Here is a 17269-nt window from a genome sequence, read left to right as displayed (position 1 = left end):
ACGCCCGTCCTGGACGGCGGCACGCCTCGAGATCAGGCCGCGCGAAGGTACCTTAGCGATACTGCGATTAAGGACGCGTTACCGCTTCACGGTTCATTAACGACAGATTAATGACGCGCAAGCGAGCGTGGAACGATACGAAGAGTACGTTCAGCAGACCGATTGAGGATGATTGTGCTGCGTCAAACAGCGCGCTGGACGACCGCGAAGGTACGTGACCCCGGCGCGTGGGTCGGGTCATCGAGAAACTCGATCGGCTTGAGGCCGGCGGCCACGCAGAAGTCGGCGATCGTATTCTTCGGCAACGGCTTTGCACCGCGCCACGACGTATCCGCCGTCAGCGGATCCTTGCCGAGCAGCGCCTTGATCCTCTGGATGACAGGTGTCGGGACGAACTTGGCGATATGCCAGAGGATCGTCGGATATTCGTGCGCCGTTCGGAAGTGAATGAGTCCAAGCGCGGATGGACGCAGGATGCGGGCAACCTCGACCAGATTGGCCTTCACGACATCATGCGACGGCATGTGCTGAAAGACCTCATATGACCACACGAAATCCGCAGTCTCGGACGCCAAGGGAAACACGACGCCATTGCCGGCGACGAAGTCGAGATTGCTGAACGCCGCTGCCGCCGCCTTGGCCTTTTCCACCATGACGTCGGACACATCGATGCCAACAGCCCTGGTGAAACGCCGGCCAAGTGCCTGCGTGAAACGCCCGACACCGCAGCCGATATCGACCGCCGTCTTGCCGACGGGATCAACTGCATATTTTGCGAGCACAGGGTCGATCAGCAGCGTCGCGCGTTCACGACCGAGTGCGAAGAATTTTTCGGGATCGTGATCCCACAGCTCGGTCTCGACGTAAAAGAACGGGTCACGATTTGCACGCTCATTCCAGGCTTTCTTCATATCCTTGGTCTGAGGCAATACCGTCTCCAATGTCCGTTTTAACGGCGGAACCGGCAGTTAGCCCGAAGCCCTCCGGCCGCGCAAGCAACCGGAGCTGGTTCGGGTTGATCGGCATCTAACCTTTATCGTTAGTCTTAATAGCCCCGGATTTCAGTGTATTTCCGACGAGCGCGCCATCGCCTCTTTCAGCTTATCGAGCGTGAATGACGGACTGCGCGCAATATCGAGAATGGGTGTCTCCCGCCGCCCGCACAGCTCTGCCGCTTCCGGCAGTTTCGCGGCGACATCGAGCGGGATTACAACCGCGCCGTGCTGATCGGCATGGATCAGATCGTCCGAACGGACACTCATGCCGGCAACGCGTATTTCATTGCCGAACTCGCTCACATGCACATGCGCATGCGACGGACCGATCGTGCCGGCGAGCGCCTGGAAGTCCGGTGCCCATTGCGGGATATCGCGGATCGAGCCATCGGTGACCACACCGAGGCAACCGAGCGCCCTGTGGACGGCGCTGTTCACCTCGCCCCAGAACGCGCCATAGCCCGCGTCGGGCCCGTCGATATCCTGGATCACGCTGATGCGCGGACCGATGCCCGTACCGACATAGTCGTAGTAAGCGAGCCGCCGCGCCTTCTGCTCCGCGGCAGGCAGACCGGACGCCATGGTTGCACGAATGGTCGCGGTGCGCGCATAGCCGACGATGGGCGGCAGATTCGGAAACGGACAAACCAGCGGACGCGTGGTGTAGCCGATCAACCGGCGCTCGGGGGCGACGATCTCCATCGCATTGCAGATGGTCGGCGTGTCGTAGCGGCCCAGTGCTTCCAGAACGGATGCAGGCAGCGGACCGGTCGCGGAATTCGTCACGGCGTTTCTCCTGTGTGATTATCGCATCCCGTCTTCGCGGGACGTCGTCATCGCTGAGTGACTTCGGATATAGCCGACTTCACTGCATGCCCAAAACGAAATGCAGCCGCTTTCGTCCTGGCTGCTATCGCAGGGGAAAACGGCTGCAGGAGTTGTTCGCGAGATGGACAATCAGTTCAGGCGTGCGGGCCGATCATCCGGTGCGATCTCAGGTGCACCCGGCGTATAGGGCGTCGATGCATGGGGCGCCGCCGGATCGACAGGGACCACCGACTGCGCGACCAGCGCGCGTTCCTGATCACGATACGATTTCCAGCCCAGCGGAAGGCTCAGCAGATACATGATCGAGAGCGCCGACAGGATGTGCCAAGGGTAGCCGATCAGCAGCGCGATGAAGAGCACGACGCCGACGAACACCGGCAGCACCAGCTCACGCGGCACCCGCATGTTCACGGCCTTGCCGGAGAACACCGGTAGCCGCGACACCATCAGGAAGCCAACCAGCAGCGTGTAGAGGGTCGTCAGGATGGCCGGCGGCATCGGCATGCCCAGGAAGCCCAGATAGATCGGCAGCATCACGGTGAGCGCGCCCAGCGGCGCCGGCATGCCCGTGAAAAAGTTCGCGGCAAAGGCCGGCTTGTCCGGATCGTCCATGGTGGCGTTGAAACGCGCCAGCCGCAGACTGCCGGCGATGGCGAACACCATCGCGGCGATCCAGCCGGCATTGCTGAGATCGTGGAGCTGCCAGAAATACAGGATCAGGCCGGGTGCCACGCCGAAATTGACGAAGTCAGCCAGGCTGTCGAGTTCGGCGCCGAATTTGGACTGGCCCTTGATCATGCGGGCGACACGGCCGTCAACGCCATCCAGCACGGCGGCGAACACGATAGCCGCAACCGCCAGTTCCATCCGCCCTTCGGTGGACAGGCGGATCGCCGTCAGGCCGGCGCAGATCGCCAGCAGCGTGATCATGTTCGGCACCAGCATCCGGATCGGAATGGTCCGGAACCGGCGGCGGCGCGTCTCGGGAGACTGGTCAGGAGGCATTTGCATGGCGTGATCCTAGCAAATCCCACCCTGCTCCGCCATTGTGGCGTCCTGCCGCCCAAATCGGCAGGAAATCGGGGTTAATCACCCCCGCGGCTATCACCCCTGGGTTATCACCCGGATTAATCGACGCGGTAGGTGCGGCCGCCGTCACCGATCCGGAAATCGGCCAGCACGGTCTCGCCGGCAATCGCGGTCTGCCCCACAGCCACCAGCGCCTTGCTGCCTTCCGGCAGGTAGATATCCAGCCGGGAGCCGAAGCGAATGAGGCCAAAGCGCTCGCCAGCGCTCAGGGTCTGGCCCTCGCGCACGAAGGACACGATCCGGCGCGCCACAAGCCCGGCGATCTGCACGACGCCGATGCGGCCGCCGGGGGTCGAAATCACCAGCGAATTGCGCTCATTGTCTTCGCTGGCCTTGTCCAGCTCGGCATTGATGAACTTGCCCGGCCGATAGGCAATGCGCTCGATCCGGCCAGCCACCGGGCTGCGGTTCACGTGGACGTTGAAGACGCTCATAAACACCGAGATGCGCAGCAGCGGCTGGTCGCCGAGGCCGAGTTCGGCCGGCGGCAGCACCGGCTGCACCATCGACACTTTCCCGTCGGCGGGCGACACCACGACACCCTCGCGGGTCGGGGTCACGCGCACCGGATCGCGGAAGAACAGCGCACACCAGACGGTCAGCAACGTGCCGATCCAGCCCAGCGGCGTCCAGATCCAGAACAGCACCAGGCTCGCCAGCGCAAAGGCGCCAATGAACGGATAGCCTTCCTTGTGGATCGGCGGGATCTGGCCACGGATGGAATTTGCGATGGACATTTAAGCTCTATCTTTCTTCCCCTCTCCCCCAAGCAGCGAAGCTGCGCAGGCGGGAGAGGGTGGCGCGACGCGTAGCGGCGTGCCGGGAGAGGGGGCTGGCGCGGAATGGCCAAGATGTTCAACGATCACCTCAAGCACTCCATCCGTGTTGTTGAACACCTCATTATTCCAGAACCGCAGAACGCGAAACCCTTGTTGTTGAAGCCATTGGTCTCGGGTTTGATCCGGTTTGCTGTCAGCATGCTGCCCGCCATCGACCTCAATGACGAGGCGCCGTTCAAGGCAGACGAAATCAACGATGTATCGCCCAATCGGCACCTGACGCTTGAATTTGAAGCTCTGAAATCGGTGGGCGCGCAGCCGATACCAAAGCTGCCGCTCGGCATCCGTCATGTTGGCGCGCAAAGCTTTGGCCTGATCCCTCGCCATGCCCCCCTCTCCCGTCTCGCCCGCTAACGCGGGCGATCCACCCTCTCCCGCCAAGCGCAGCTTCGCCGCGCTCGGGGGCGAGGGAAAGAGAAAGAATCACTCCGCCGCGTCAGGCGTCATCAGCCGGTCGTCATCGACCGGCGGTGGGGTGCGATTGGGGGCGATGGCATCATCGCCGATCTGGGCCAGCCGCTCACGGGCCTCCTGGGCCTCGCGTTGCCGGTTCCACATGCTGGCATAGAGACCGGCCGCGGCCAGCAACTGACCATGGGTACCGCGCTCGGCGATACGGCCCTGGTCGAGAACGATGATCTCGTCGGCGCCGACGATGGTGGACAGCCGATGCGCAATCACCAGCGAGGTGCGGCCCTGCGAGACCTTCTCCAGCGCGTCCTGGATCTCCTGCTCGGTATGGCTATCGAGCGCCGACGTCGCTTCATCGAGCAGCAGGATCGGCGGGCCCTTCAGCACGGTCCGCGCAATGGCCACGCGCTGCTTCTCGCCGCCGGAGAGTTTCAGGCCGCGCTCGCCCACTTCGGTCTCGTAGCCCTTTGGCGACATCCGGATGAACGGGTCGATCTGCGCCATACGGGCGGCTTCCTCGACCTCCGCGTCGGTTGCGTCCCAACGGCCATAGCGAATGTTGTAGCGGATGGTGTCGTTGAACAGCACGGTGTCCTGCGGGACCATGCCGATGGACTGGCGCAGCGAGGCCTGCGTGACATTGCGGATGTTCTGGCCATCGATGGAGATCGTGCCGCCCGATACATCATACAGTCGGAACAGCAGCCGCGAGATCGTCGACTTGCCGGCGCCCGACGGGCCGACGATGGCGACGGTCTTGCCGGCCGGCACATCGAAGGAGAGCCCCTTCAGGATCGGCCGCTCCGGGTCATAAGCGAAACGGACATCGTCGAAGCGCACAGCGCCCGATGTCACCAACAGCGGCATCGCACCCGGAATATCTTTCACTTCCGGATTGCGGTTCAGGACACCGAACATCTTCTCGATGTCGATGATCGCCTGCTTGATCTCGCGATACACCATGCCCATGAAATTCAGCGGCTGGTAGAGCTGGATCATCATGGCGTTGATCATGACGAAATCGCCCACCGTGTGGGTGCCGTTGCGCACGCCGACCGCGCACATCAGCATCGTCGATGTCAAACCGAGCGTGAAGATGATTGCCTGACCGGTATTGAGCACAGCCAGCGACGTATAGGTCTTGACGCTGGCGCGCTCGAAACGCTCAACGGTCTTGTCATAGCGCTCGGCCTCGCGCGTTTCAGCGCTGAAATATTTGACCGTCTCGTAGTTCAGCAGCGAGTCGATGGCCTTGGTATTCGCTTCGGTATCGGACTCATTCATGTTGCGGCGGATGGCGATGCGCCACTCGGTCGCCAGGTACGTATAGTACATGTAGACGACCACGGTGATCGCCACGACCAGCACATAGCGCCAGTCGAACTGCCACAGCAGCACACCCATCACCAGCAACAGCTCGACGATGGTCGGCACCAGTTGCAGGATCACCATCCGCACGATGACTTCGATGCCTGCGCGGCCGCGTTCGAGCACACGCGTCAGGCCACCGGTCTTGCGCTCCAGATGAAAGCGCAGCGACAGTTCGTGCATATGGACGAAGGTGAGATAGGCCAGCTTGCGCACCGCATGCATGGCCACCTTGGCAAAGATGCCGTCGCGCCACTGCGTGAAGATCGCCATCAGCACGCGGATCGCGCCGTAGCTGACGGTCATGGCGACCGGCGATGCGATCAGCCACAGCGTCCAGTTCGAGGACTGGACCGGAGCCGTATCAGCGCCGGTCAGCGCATCGATCGCCCATTTGAAGGTGAACGGCACTGTCAGTGTGGCCGCCTTGGCGACCAGCAGCAGCAGCATCGACCAGACGACGCGCATCTTCAGGTCGTCGCGGTCGCCCGGCCAGATATAGGGCCACAAATGGGCGAGCGTTCCGAACAGGGTGCCGCGCTCGATATAGGCCGGATTGGGAGCTGTCTCGTCGTTCAGCGCGGGATCGGAATCAGACATGCACGGCGCCTGGAACGAACGGAGCTGCGGCCCGGGGCCGGCTCAAAATGGAGGTCGATTTCATTAGAATGCATATAGGCGCTTTGCCGGAACGTCGCACCCTCGCGGAGCATTCTTTTCCTGCGGAGAGGTGTCCCGGGCAGGAATTTCCCGTATCACGTTCATTCCGTGTCTTGACGCTGTTATCCCGCAGTGCCACATGGAATCTATGAGCACAATTAAAACGATCTGCGTCTATTGCGGCTCCGGCCCCGGTACCAATCCCAGTTTCGTCGAATCAGCGGTCGCGCTCGGCAAGATCATGGCCGAGCAAGGCATCGGCCTGGTCTATGGCGGCGGCTCCATCGGCCTGATGGGCGCGGTCGCCAAGTCCGTGCTGGACAATGGCGGCCGGGTCACCGGCATCATCCCGGAATTCCTGACCAAGCGCGAAAACGCGCTGACCGCCGCCCAGGAACTGATCGTTACCCACGACATGCATGAGCGCAAACGGCTGATGTTCGAGCGATCGGACGCCTTCGTCGCCCTGCCCGGCGGAATCGGCACGTTGGAAGAGCTGGTCGAACAGCTCACCTGGCAGCAACTCGGCCGCCACAGCAAGCCGATCCTGATGGCCAATATCGATAACTTCTGGGAACCGCTGCTCGAGCTGCTCAAACACATGCGCTCGACCGCCTTCATCCGGCCGACACTGCCGCTGGACGTGCTGACGGCCGACCGTGCCGAAGACATCCTGCCCCGGCTCCGCACCGCTGCGGCGCTGGCCTCCGACGAAGCCAAGAAGCTGGCTCCGGACGTCGCGACGCGGCTCTAAGGCCTTCTACGACGTGGTGGCGTCGTCTTTCGGGAACGTCACCACCTCGATACGATTGCCATCGGCATCGGCGATGAAAGTCGCATAGTAGCGCACGCGATCATGCGGCCGGAGCGAGGGCGCGCTTTCCGAGACGCCGCCTGCGGCGATGGCTGCCGCATAAAACGCATCAACCTCATCCGTCGTCTTCGCGCGAAGGCAAAGATGCACACCGCTATCAAGCGGTAGCGGTGCCATGCCTGCACGCAGATTAATCCAGACTTCCGGATAGGTCTTGCCGAACCCAACCATTGCCGGCCGTGTTACCAGCCGGGTCATGCCAAGCCGCGCGAAACTACGCTCGTAGAAGGGCACGGCACGTTCGAGATTGCTGACCGCGATGGAGATGTGATCGATCATCGGTCTTCCCCCAGCCTTCTTCGATTTAGGCGGCCCCGGATTCGCCCAGCGTCTTCTGCATCGTGGTGTTGGCAAGCCACTCATCATTCAGCGGCACGCTGTTGCGCTGTGTCGGGATGTAGCCGCGTTTCTTGAAGAAGGGCTCAGCGGTGTCGCTGGCATCGACAGTCAGCAGCTTTGCGCCGCGCGCACCGGCCAGCCTCTCGATCGCATCGATCAGCAGCGATGCCACACCCCGGAGGGCGGCATTCGGATGCACGTAGATCAGGTCGATATGGTTGGCGCCCTTCAGCGATGCGAAGCCGACCGGCACGCCGTCCAATGTCGCAATCAGCGTGAGTTGCGACGCCAGCCGCTTGCCGAAGGCCACCTCGTCGTCGACTGTGGCGGCCCAGGCTTCCTGCTGCGCTTCGCTGTAGTCTTCGCCCGTCAATTCCTCGATGCTGGCCACATAGATCGCAGCCGCAATCGCGGTGTCATCCGGCAGGAACGGCCGCAGTGCCGGTTTCGCCTCGCCCATCGCGCTCACCAGAAATCCACCAGCTTCAGTGCCAGCGCGATCGCGCCGACGATCAGCGCCCACTTCAGCGCGATGTAATATTTCCAGTGCTTTGGAAACGGTGTGTCGGGTCGGCTCATCGCGCGATCTCCCAGGTGGTGCCTTCCTTCGAGTCCTTGATGACGACGCCCATGGCGGCAAGTTCGTCGCGAATACGATCCGACTCCTTGAAGTCCTTGCGAGCCCGGGCGGCTGTACGATCCGCAATCAAACCATCGACCTTTGCTGCATCGATCCCGCTGGCCTGTTGCTTGCGTCCATTCCATGCAGCAGCCGTTTCCGACAGGAAACCGAGCGCACGCAACGACGCTGCAAACTGGCTGCGATCGCCGTCATTGCCTGCGGCCGCACTGTTGCGAAGACCGTGCAGCGCTGCAACAGCCAGCGACGTGTTCAGATCGTCGAACATCGGCTCCATCACCTTGTCGGAGACGTCGCCACCTGTTGCATCCGCTGCGACCCAATACCAGTCATCGAGCGTCTTGGCGCTTTCTTCCAAACCTTTCACGGTCCAGTCGATCGGCGAACGATAGTGTGTCTTCAGCATGTTCAGGCGCAGCACTTCGCCCGGCCAATCTTGCAGCAGTTCACGGATCGTGAAGAAGTTGCCGAGGCTCTTCGACATCTTCTCGCCTTCGACCTGCAGGAAGCCGTTATGCATCCAGTAATTCGCCATCGCATGCGTACCGTGCGCGCAGCGCGACTGGGCGATTTCGTTTTCATGATGCGGGAAGATCAGGTCGAGGCCGCCGCCATGAATGTCGAAGATCGTGCCGAGATAGGCCTCCGCCATCGCCGAGCACTCGATGTGCCAGCCCGGACGGCCCCTGCCCCACGGACTGTCCCAGCCGGGCTCTTCCGCGGATGACTGCTTCCACAGCACGAAGTCGGTCGGATGCTTCTTGTGCGCATCTACTGCGACGCGCGCACCGGCCTGCTGGTCTTCCAGTTTGCGGCCGGAGAGTGCGCCATAGTCGGCCATCGACTGGGTGTCGAACAACACTTCGCCCGCAGCCTCGTAGGCGTGGCCGCGCGCGATCAATTCCCTGATCAAGGTCACCATATCGGTCTTGCCGTCGGGCCGCGGCAGCACGAAGTCCGTCGCCCGCGGCTGCACTGTCGGCAACAGGCAGCCCAGCGCTGCGACGTCGGCCTGAAACTGATTGGCCGTGGTCTCGGTGACACGGCGGATCGCCTCGTTCAGCGGCAGGCCCGGAAAGTCGCGCAACGCACGATCGTTTATCTTGTCATCGACGTCGGTGATGTTGCGGACATAGGTGACTTTATCAGTGCCGTAGATGTGCCGCAGCAGCCGGTACAGCACGTCGAACACGATGACCGGACGCGCATTGCCGATATGGGCGAAGTCGTAGACCGTCGGCCCGCAGACATACATCCGGACATTGTCGGCATCGATCGGCGTGAAGACGCGCTTCTCGCGGGTCAGGGTGTCGTAAAGGCGCAGTTCCATGGATGTCCGTCCCTAGCGGCCGGGCGTCCTCTCATCCCTCTTGAGATTGATCTCGTGTGAGAAAAGACGGCCTCAGCCAGCGAATCGCTAGCTCTTAATCTCGCGGCAAATGCCACAAATGGCGAGAGAACCGTTCATCGGGGCACCATGGGGCAACCCCAGGTGGCCCGTCAAGGGTGTGGAACTATGCCGCAAAGGGCTGATTTCGGCCTCAATCCCTCGCTACGCCGCCCATAGTTAATGATTATTAATCTTTGGGGCGTATCGAATGAGGGCGAATTTCCTCATTCATTCGGTGAGTTATGAAATCCATTTCAGTCGTTCTGACGGCGGCATTTGTTCTGGCCGCTTCCTCGGCCTTTGCCGATTCCCGCGTCTTCATCATCGCCAACCAGTCTGACGGTTACGGTATCGACCAGTGCCTCGCCCGCGGCGAGAAATGCGGCGCGCATGCCGCCCTGTCCTATTGCAAATCGCGCGCCTTCGACCAGGCCGTCGCCTATCGCCGCGTCGATCCCGATGAAGTGACCGGCTCGGTCCCGACGTCAGGCAGCGCCTGCCATCATGGCAAATGCGACGAATTCGTTGCGATTACCTGCCAGCGCTGACATCACGCGGCTTGCGACTTTCTTGCGTCACGCTTGCGGCCACAGTGAGGCCCCGGAAACGACGTGACCCTGCCGCGAGAAGCAGCTATGGAAAGCCGCGTTCGCCGCCGCATTTTCATCGCGCGCGTCTGGCAACGTCGGCGAGAGGTTGGCGGCGGTATCGACGCGCGATGCCGCACTACCCCGCTTGTTTCTGTCTCGCTCGCTTCTGACTCGCGCATTGGCCGGATATGTCTGACACTGTGACTGCTTCCCTTTCTCGCTGGGCTTTCGTTGGTGCCGCACTGGTTGGTGCGCTGTCGCTGGGCACTCCTGCATCGGCGCAGAACGGACCGCCCCCGGCCTATCCCGCGCAGCAGGTCTATCCGCCGAGTCAGGCGCAGCAGCAGGGCTCCGCCAATCCGATGTGCGGGCGCCTCGAGGCGCAGCTTGCGACCATCGATCGCGGCAACGGCCTCGATCCCGCGCGCGCCGAGCAGCTTCGCCGCTATGAGGACGCCGCGTCCAAACAGCAGAGCGAGCTCGACCGCGTCTCGGCACAGGCCAAGCGGATGGGCTGCGACAGTTCCGGCTTCTTCTCGCTGTTCAATGGCCAGTCGCAGCAATGCGGACCGGTCAACAATCAGATCCAGCAGATGCGCGGCAATCTGGATCAGATCACCAGCAATCTCGAACGCCTGCGCGTCGGCACGCCCGGCAGTTCGGACCGTGATACCCAGCGCCGCTCGGTGCTGCTGGCCCTCGCGCAGAACAATTGCGGCCCGCAATACGCCGCCGCTGCGCAGCGCGCCGCGCCACAGAACTCAGGCCCCGGCGGTTTCCTGAGCAACCTGTTCGGCAACAACGAGCCAAGCCCCGGCGCGGCGCCGCTGGACGGCAATATGTCGCCCGTTCCGTCCGGCACCTATCGCACCGTCTGCGTGCGCACCTGCGATGGCTTCTATTTCCCGATCTCGTTCGCGACGATCCCGGCGCGTTTCGGCGATGACGAGCGGACCTGCAAGAATCTCTGCCCGGCCTCCGACGCCAACCTGTTCACCTATCGCAATCCCGGCGAGGACATGAACTCGGCCGTCTCTGTTTCGGGACAGCCCTATTCGTCGTCGCCGAACGCTTTCAAGTATCGCACTGAATTCAATCCGTCGTGCTCCTGCAAGGCGCAAGGCCAGACGTGGTCCGAAGCTTTGAAGAATGTCGACGACAAATCGGCAGCGGAGAATGGCGACATCATCGTCACCGAGGAACGTGCCAAGCGGATGTCGCAGCCGCAAAAGGGCACGCCTGCCGCCTTGAAGAAGGGCGCAGCACCGGAGGCGCCTGCAGCAGCAGTTCCCGCGCAACCGACGGCGCCGTCCACTCCTGGCCAGATCCGGACCGTCGGCCCGCAATTCCTGCCAAATAACGCGCCGCGTTAAGCCTCGTGTCCTCGCCCGGCCAGGCAGAGCGACGACGGCCCAGCCCTAGCGTCCAGCTTCGGACAACCTCCGAACGGTAGGCTCACGCCAAACCGCGAGGGTGTTCGGATGGTCTCGACTTATCTCAACTATAATATCGTCTCCCGCAATCTCACCCAATCGCTGACGCGGATCTCGCAACAGGCCACCGTCTCGCGGGATACGGCCTATTACAAGGAGAACATCGGCAAGGTGAAAACCGTCGATGATCTCCTGAACGACTATCGGCTCTATACCTATGCAACGACGGCCTATGGTCTGGAGGACATGGCCTATGCCAAGGCCTTCCTGCGCAAGGTGCTGGAAAGCGATCTCTCCGACGCCAACAGTTTTGCCAACAAGCTGAGCGACAAGCGCTACCGGGATTTCGCAGCGGCCTTCCCCTTCGGGACCACCAGCAGCAGCAGCAACACTGCCCAGTCCGAGAACCAGGCCGACGACATGATCGGTCTGTACACGGCCGTAGCGCAGCGCGGGGTCGATGCCATCGACGCGAACAAGAACTACTACAATCTCACGATCGGAAAGATCACCAACGTCAATGGCCTGCTCGCCGACGACAAGCTGCGCGATTATGTTTTCTCGGCCTTCGGAATCGACAAGAATCGCTGGTCCCACGACACGATCAGCAAGGTGCTGAGCAGCGATCCGTCCGATCCGAACAGCTATGTCAATTCCGTTTGGGTGTCGCAGAAAGCCGACATCAATGCGAATATCACCAAAGCCCAGGCAGCGATGCTCGATGCCGCCAGCAAGATCGACACATATATGGCGGCATTGAAACAGCCGGGCGCCGATATGGCCGACCTGCGCCAGAAGATCGAGCTGGAGCGCACGCGCGGATCGATGAATGAGGTCAGCATCCTCAGCTATAAGGATGCACTCGAGACGATCGACAGCTATGTGGCGCTTGCCGGCGCTTTCGAGTTCTCGCCCGACGGCACATTGCCCACCGGAACGCCTGCCCAGACAGCCGCGCAGCTGAGCAACACCCATGCCAAATATGTCAACAGCCAGGGCGCGACCTATCTCGCAGCGGACGAAAAGTACGCGGCATCGCTCATCAAGCAGTATCGCTCCGGTCTCGCCAAGGTGACCACGGTCGATGCCTTTCTCAAGACGCCAAACGTCTATAATTTTGCTCTGAAATCATTTGGTCTCGATCCCGAAGAGGTTTCGCCGACGATCATCAAAAACGTACTCAAAAGCGATCCGGACGATCCCAAGAGCTACGTGAACAAGCTGCACGACGACCGATACGTTCAGCTCGCTCGGGCATTCAATTTCGACAGCAGCGGAAATATCACGACGCCCGTGGTGGCGCAGGACGCGGCGGAAGTCACCCAGGTGATGAAGGACTACATCATCGCCAAGACACGCTTCACGAAGGACAAGGAACAGGCCGAGCTGCGCAAGGTGGCCGACAAGGACGCGGTCTATTATCAGAAGAACATCGCCAATATCGAGAGCGTGAAGGATCTGCTCGCCGACAGGAAGCTCATCGACATCGCGCTCGTCGCCAAGGACCTCGACCCCGCCAAGGTGACCACCGCCGATCTGCGCAAGATGTTCGATTCCGACCTGAACGACCCCAAGAGCTTCGTCAACACGCAGAAGGATCCGCGTTTCGCGGAGCTGGTGGCCTCGTTCAATTTCGGCGACGACGGCGAGATCGCGCGGCTGCCGAAATTCGGGCCGCAGACCCGCGACCAGTTCATGGAAATCCAGCACAAATATCTGCAGCAGACGCTGGAGACGCAGCAGGGCGAAAGCAATCCGGGCGTGCGGCTCGCGCTCTACTTCGAGCGCAAGGCGCCGAGCATCACCTCGGCCTATGACCTGCTTGCGGACAAGGCGCTGGCGGAAGTGTTCCGCACCATCTTCAGCCTGCCGGACGAGGTCGGCGCGATGGATATCGATCAGCAGGCCAAGGTGGTGGAGAAACACCTCAATCTGAAGGACCTCGCCGATCCCGCCAAGCTGGCCAAACTGCTGAACCGTTTCTCGGCGCTGTATGACATCAAGAACAGCACTAGCGCCGCATCCTCACCCGTCGTCACCCTGTTTCAGGGCGGTGGCGTCCTGAGCGATTCAACCTTTGCGGCGGTGGCCAAAACTGCGCGGTGACGGGATCACGCGCTGATACACGACGGGTTTGTAGGGCGTCATTCGCCCTACAGCTTCATTCAAACGCTGCGCTGGTACCCTTGCCTGGCCGAGTCACCAGGTCCTCATCGGGCTTCGGCAATGGATTGGCCAGATCGCGAAACTTGTTGGTGATCGGATAGCGGCGATCCCTGCCAAAGTTCTTCCGCGTCACTTTCACGCCCGGTGCCGCTTGTCGGCGCTTGTATTCGGCGATGTTGAGCAGCCGATCGATGCGCGTCACAACGTCCTTCTCAAAGCCGGCCGCCACGATCTCTGACAGCGGTTCCTCGCGCTCGACCAGACGTTCGAGAATCCCATCGAGAATATCGTAGGGCGGCAACGAGTCCTGATCGGTCTGGTTCTCGCGCAATTCCGCGGTCGGCGGTCGCACGATGATATTGACCGGGATCACTTCGCCATCGGGACCGAGCGCGCCTTCCGGTTTCCACGAATTGCGCAAGGTCGAGATACGGAACACCTGGGTCTTGTAGAGATCCTTGATCGGATTGAATCCGCCATTCATGTCGCCATAGAGCGTGGCATAGCCGACCGACATTTCCGACTTGTTACCTGTCGTGACGACCATCGCGCCGGTCTTGTTGGAGACGGCCATCAACAGCGTACCACGGGTGCGCGCCTGCAGGTTCTCTTCGGTGATGTCGCGCGCGAGACCCTTGAAGGTATCGGCAAGGATCTTCTCGAAGCCATTGACCGCATCGGCGATGGGCAGGATCTCGTAACGGAAACCCAGCGCCTTCGCGAGCTTGTCGGCATCGTCGAGCGACACCTGCGCGGTGTAGCGGAATGGCAGCATGATGCCGCGCACGCGGTCGGCGCCGAGCGCATCCACGGCGATCGCGGCGCAAAGCGCAGAGTCGATACCGCCGGAGATGCCCATCAGCACGCCGGGGAAGCCGTTCTTGTTGACGTAATCGCGCAAGCCAAGCACACAGGCGGCGTAGTCGCCCTCGTCGCCTTCCGGTACCGGTGCGATCGGTCCGTCGCAGCGCCAGTGGCCGTCGATCTTCTCGAATGTCAGCGTCGTGATGCTCTCGGTGAAGGACGGCAATTGTGCCCCCAGCGAGCGGTCGGCATTGAGCACAAAGCTCGCGCCGTCGAACACTAGTTCGTCCTGACCGCCGACCTGATTAAGGTAGATCATCGGCAGATGGCTCTCGGTAACGCGGGCGACCTGCACCGACAAGCGCAGATCCGTCTTGCCGCGGGCATATGGCGAACCGTTCGGCACGATCAGGATTTCGGCGCCGGTCTCGGTCAGCGTCTCGACCACGTCTTCGTAGTCGGCGGACTCTTCCATCCAGGTATCTTCGCAGATCGGCACGCCGACGCGCAGGCCGCGGATGGTGACGGGTCCCGAGACCGAGCCGCGCGCGAAGACGCGCTTTTCGTCGAACACACCGTAATTCGGCAGATTGACCTTGAAACGGATCGCGGCAATGCGGCCTTCGTCAAGCAACGCGCAGGCATTGTAGAGCTTCCCGCCATCGACCCAGGGCGAGCCGATCAACACAGCCGGACCCCCGTCCGCGGTCTCGCGCGCCAGCTCCTCGATGGCCGCACGGCAGGCCGCCTGAAAGGCCGGTTTCAGCACCAGATCTTCCGGTGGGTAGCCGGCGATGAACAATTCAGGAAACACGATCAGCGTCGCGCCGTCGGCTTTGGCCTGCGCCCGCGCAGCGCGCGCCTTGGCGGCATTGCCGGTGATGTCACCGACGATGGGATTGAGCTGGGCGAGTGTGACCGTGAAGCGCGTCAATTCTGTCATGGAAACATCCAAGCCTACCGGCTCACCCTTCGCAACTGCGGGATTAGAAGATGCCTATGCGCTCACCGAGCGCATACAGCCAGGTCATGCCGGCGATCACCAGTGCGACGCCGACGGCCGCCGATCCCATGTCCTTCACACGCCCGATCTGCGGATCGTGTTCGGTGGTGAGCCGGTCGGCCAGTTTCTCGATAGCGGTGTTGAGGAGTTCGACGGTGAGCAGCAGCAAAACCACCGCCACCAGCTCGAGCCGACGCGCTGCGGTGGTGCCGATGAGAAACGACAAAGGCACCGCGAGGAGCAGTGCAAATAGCTCCTCGCGAATGGCCTGCTCCGATCGCGTCGCGAAGGTCAGGCCATTCCAGGTGTTGATGCAGGCCCTCCAGAGGCGCGACAAGTTTAGAGACCCGATGCCACCGGCAGCGGCTCCGCCCTGTCGACGCGGGATGTCTTCAGCAATTCGGCGATCAGGAACGCCATGTCGATGGATTGCTCGGCATTCAGACGGGGATCGCAGACCGTGTGGTAGCGGTCGTTGAGGTCCTCGTCCGAAATGGCGCGCGCGCCACCGGTGCATTCCGTCACGTTCTGGCCGGTCATCTCCAGATGCACGCCACCCGGATGAGTGCCTTCGGCGGCATGGATCTGGAAGAACGACTTCACCTCGGACAGGATGCGGTCGAACGGTCGGGTCTTGTAGCCCGAATTCGACGTGATGGTGTTGCCGTGCATCGGATCGCACGACCATACCACCGAGCGCCCTTCCTTCTGTACCGCGCGGATGAAGCCCGGCAGATGCTCCCCAACCTTCTCGTGGCCAAAGCGGTTGATCAGCGTCAGGCGGCCGGGCTCATTGTCCGGATTGAGGACGTCGATCAGCTTCAGCAGTTCATCCGGCTTCAGCGACGGGCCGCACTTCAGGCCGATCGGATTCTTGATGCCGCGGAAGTATTCCACATGGGCATGATCGAGCTGCCGCGTACGGTCGCCGATCCAGATCATGTGGCCCGAGGTCGCGTACCAGTCGCCCGTCGTGGAATCGACGCGGGTGAAGGCTTGCTCATAGCCGAGCAACAGCGCTTCGTGGCTGGTGTAGAAATCCGTCGACCGCAGTTCCGGGTGGCTTTCCAGATTGAGGCCGCAGGCGCGCATGAAGTTCAGCGCGTCCGAGATGCGGTCAGCCAGTTCCTTGTAACGGCGCGACTGCTGCGAATCCTTCAGGAAGCCGAGCATCCACTGGTGCACGCTGCCGAGATTGGCGAAGCCGCCGGTCGCGAAAGCGCGCAGCAGATTCAGCGTCGCCGCCGACTGGCGATAGGCCATCAGCTGGCGCTGTGGGTCGGGCACGCGCGATTCTGGCGTGAAGGCGATGTCATTGATGATATCACCGCGATAGCTCGGCAGTTCGACACCGTCGAGCTTCTCCATCGGCGACGACCGCGGCTTGGCGAACTGACCGGCGATACGGCCGATCTTCACCACGGGCAGCGCGCCGGCATAGGTCAGCACCACCGACATCTGCAGGAAGGCGCGGAAGAAATCGCGGATATTGTTGGCGCCGTGTTCGGCAAAGCTCTCGGCGCAATCGCCGCCCTGCAGCAGGAACGCTTCGCCGGCGGCCACGCGGGCGAGCGACTTCTTCAGATTGCGCGCTTCACCTGCAAAAACCAGCGGCGGAAACGTGGCAAGCTGCGCCTCGACATCGCCAAGGGCCTTGAGATCCGGGTATTCCGGCATTTGCAGCACGGGCTTGCCGCGCCAGCTATCGGGCGTCCACCGCTCGGACATCACTTCTCTCCTGAAAACCGCGCTTTATGGCTGCGGAGGCCGCGTTATACACAGCGTAGATGGGGATCGCCAGTTCGAAATCCACATTGCGCCCCAAGCCCTTGCAGCCAAA

16 protein-coding genes are annotated in these 17269 nt (G+C 61.9%); 4 read left to right on the top strand and 12 right to left on the bottom strand.

Translation table 11 applies throughout. From position 1 onward, the window contains the following. Positions 1-182: 182 nt before the first annotated feature. The 6 genes from AB7828_RS02745 to AB7828_RS02720 form a co-directional block, all read right to left on the bottom strand. On the bottom strand, positions 183-929 hold the full coding sequence (locus tag AB7828_RS02745; RefSeq protein ID WP_441229332.1) for a class I SAM-dependent methyltransferase: 747 nt from the start codon (positions 927-929) through the stop codon (positions 183-185). Positions 930-1061: 132 nt separating this feature from the next. Then, positions 1062-1781: an RraA family protein gene (locus tag AB7828_RS02740; protein ID WP_441229331.1), complete on the bottom strand. Its 720-nt coding sequence runs from the start codon at positions 1779-1781 to the stop codon at positions 1062-1064. Between the two features lie 171 nt (positions 1782-1952). Beyond that, positions 1953-2828, bottom strand: a complete 876-nt coding sequence (gene pssA, locus AB7828_RS02735; RefSeq protein ID WP_441232189.1) for a CDP-diacylglycerol--serine O-phosphatidyltransferase — start codon at positions 2826-2828, stop codon at positions 1953-1955. Positions 2829-2950: 122 nt separating this feature from the next. Beyond that, positions 2951-3649 (bottom strand): phosphatidylserine decarboxylase, encoded by a 699-nt coding sequence (locus AB7828_RS02730; RefSeq protein ID WP_439063602.1) that lies wholly within the window; start codon positions 3647-3649, stop codon positions 2951-2953. After that, entirely contained in the window at positions 3650-4042 is a 393-nt protein-coding gene (locus AB7828_RS02725) for an endonuclease domain-containing protein (RefSeq protein ID WP_349636631.1), read from the bottom strand. It abuts the gene before it with no gap. A gap of 132 nt (positions 4043-4174) precedes the next feature. Then, positions 4175-6130 carry an ABCB family ABC transporter ATP-binding protein/permease gene (locus tag AB7828_RS02720; RefSeq protein WP_439063601.1) on the bottom strand — a complete coding sequence of 652 codons (1956 nt, stop codon included), beginning with the start codon at positions 6128-6130 and terminating at the stop codon, positions 4175-4177. 208 nt (positions 6131-6338) lie between these two features. On the opposite strand from AB7828_RS02720, the gene AB7828_RS02715 reads away from it, so the two are divergent. Continuing rightward, positions 6339-6944 carry a TIGR00730 family Rossman fold protein gene (locus tag AB7828_RS02715; protein ID WP_089267321.1) on the top strand — a complete coding sequence of 202 codons (606 nt, stop codon included), beginning with the start codon at positions 6339-6341 and terminating at the stop codon, positions 6942-6944. Positions 6945-6950: 6 nt separating this feature from the next. Here the strand turns inward: AB7828_RS02715 and AB7828_RS02710 are convergent, their stop codons facing one another. The 3 genes from AB7828_RS02710 to cysS all read right to left on the bottom strand — a co-directional run bounded on the left by AB7828_RS02710 (position 6951) and on the right by cysS (position 9373). Beyond that, positions 6951-7343 (bottom strand): VOC family protein, encoded by a 393-nt coding sequence (locus AB7828_RS02710; RefSeq protein WP_441229330.1) that lies wholly within the window; start codon positions 7341-7343, stop codon positions 6951-6953. A 25-nt stretch (positions 7344-7368) separates the two neighbouring features. After that, a complete protein-coding gene (locus tag AB7828_RS02705) occupies positions 7369-7863 on the bottom strand; it encodes a GNAT family N-acetyltransferase (protein WP_441232188.1) in 495 nt (164 codons plus the stop codon). Positions 7864-7978: 115 nt separating this feature from the next. Then, on the bottom strand, positions 7979-9373 hold the full coding sequence (cysS, locus tag AB7828_RS02700) for a cysteine--tRNA ligase (RefSeq protein WP_441229329.1): 1395 nt from the start codon (positions 9371-9373) through the stop codon (positions 7979-7981). A gap of 302 nt (positions 9374-9675) precedes the next feature. Here cysS and AB7828_RS02695 point away from each other — a divergent pair, with 302 nt between their 5' ends. The 3 genes from AB7828_RS02695 to AB7828_RS02685 all read left to right on the top strand — a co-directional run bounded on the left by AB7828_RS02695 (position 9676) and on the right by AB7828_RS02685 (position 13562). After that, positions 9676-9981: a hypothetical protein gene (locus AB7828_RS02695; RefSeq protein WP_089267154.1), complete on the top strand. Its 306-nt coding sequence runs from the start codon at positions 9676-9678 to the stop codon at positions 9979-9981. 230 nt (positions 9982-10211) lie between these two features. Then, positions 10212-11396, top strand: coding sequence for a DUF2865 domain-containing protein (locus AB7828_RS02690; protein ID WP_175367379.1), 1185 nt, complete (start codon positions 10212-10214; stop codon positions 11394-11396). 108 nt (positions 11397-11504) lie between these two features. Next, the gene (locus AB7828_RS02685; protein WP_441229328.1) at positions 11505-13562 is read left to right on the top strand and encodes a DUF1217 domain-containing protein; all 2058 of its coding nucleotides are present in this window, start codon (positions 11505-11507) and stop codon (positions 13560-13562) included. A 55-nt stretch (positions 13563-13617) separates the two neighbouring features. Here the strand turns inward: AB7828_RS02685 and AB7828_RS02680 are convergent, their stop codons facing one another. The 3 genes from AB7828_RS02680 to AB7828_RS02670 are packed head-to-tail and all read right to left on the bottom strand — an operon-like array spanning position 13618 to position 17157. Then, the gene (locus AB7828_RS02680) at positions 13618-15369 is read right to left on the bottom strand and encodes an NAD+ synthase (RefSeq protein ID WP_441229327.1); all 1752 of its coding nucleotides are present in this window, start codon (positions 15367-15369) and stop codon (positions 13618-13620) included. 43 nt (positions 15370-15412) lie between these two features. After that, a complete protein-coding gene (locus AB7828_RS02675; RefSeq protein WP_120291006.1) occupies positions 15413-15766 on the bottom strand; it encodes a diacylglycerol kinase in 354 nt (117 codons plus the stop codon). 2 nt (positions 15767-15768) lie between these two features. After that, positions 15769-17157: a class II 3-deoxy-7-phosphoheptulonate synthase gene (locus tag AB7828_RS02670; RefSeq protein ID WP_093758919.1), complete on the bottom strand. Its 1389-nt coding sequence runs from the start codon at positions 17155-17157 to the stop codon at positions 15769-15771. Between the last annotated feature and the right edge of the window lie 112 nt (positions 17158-17269).

This window comes from Tardiphaga sp. 215_C5_N2_1, from assembly GCF_052076055.1.
Lineage (GTDB): Bacteria > Pseudomonadota > Alphaproteobacteria > Rhizobiales > Xanthobacteraceae > Tardiphaga > Tardiphaga robiniae.
The sequence above is the reverse complement of the archived record's forward strand: the minus strand, read 5'-3'. Positions and strand labels throughout refer to the sequence as shown.

Coding starts and splice junctions, on each gene's coding strand:
- cysS (WP_441229329.1), bottom strand. CDS start 9,373: ATGGAACTGCGCCTTTACGACACCCTGACCCGCGAGAAGCGCGTCTTC.
- AB7828_RS02685 (WP_441229328.1), top strand. CDS start 11,505: ATGGTCTCGACTTATCTCAACTATAATATCGTCTCCCGCAATCTCACC.
- AB7828_RS02705 (WP_441232188.1), bottom strand. CDS start 7,863: ATGGGCGAGGCGAAACCGGCACTGCGGCCGTTCCTGCCGGATGACACC.
- AB7828_RS02680 (WP_441229327.1), bottom strand. CDS start 15,369: ATGACAGAATTGACGCGCTTCACGGTCACACTCGCCCAGCTCAATCCC.
- AB7828_RS02690 (WP_175367379.1), top strand. CDS start 10,212: ATGTCTGACACTGTGACTGCTTCCCTTTCTCGCTGGGCTTTCGTTGGT.
- pssA (WP_441232189.1), bottom strand. CDS start 2,828: ATGCCTCCTGACCAGTCTCCCGAGACGCGCCGCCGCCGGTTCCGGACC.
- AB7828_RS02695 (WP_089267154.1), top strand. CDS start 9,676: ATGAAATCCATTTCAGTCGTTCTGACGGCGGCATTTGTTCTGGCCGCT.
- AB7828_RS02730 (WP_439063602.1), bottom strand. CDS start 3,649: ATGTCCATCGCAAATTCCATCCGTGGCCAGATCCCGCCGATCCACAAG.
- AB7828_RS02670 (WP_093758919.1), bottom strand. CDS start 17,157: ATGTCCGAGCGGTGGACGCCCGATAGCTGGCGCGGCAAGCCCGTGCTG.
- AB7828_RS02715 (WP_089267321.1), top strand. CDS start 6,339: ATGAGCACAATTAAAACGATCTGCGTCTATTGCGGCTCCGGCCCCGGT.
- AB7828_RS02710 (WP_441229330.1), bottom strand. CDS start 7,343: ATGATCGATCACATCTCCATCGCGGTCAGCAATCTCGAACGTGCCGTG.
- AB7828_RS02725 (WP_349636631.1), bottom strand. CDS start 4,042: ATGACGGATGCCGAGCGGCAGCTTTGGTATCGGCTGCGCGCCCACCGA.
- AB7828_RS02720 (WP_439063601.1), bottom strand. CDS start 6,130: ATGTCTGATTCCGATCCCGCGCTGAACGACGAGACAGCTCCCAATCCG.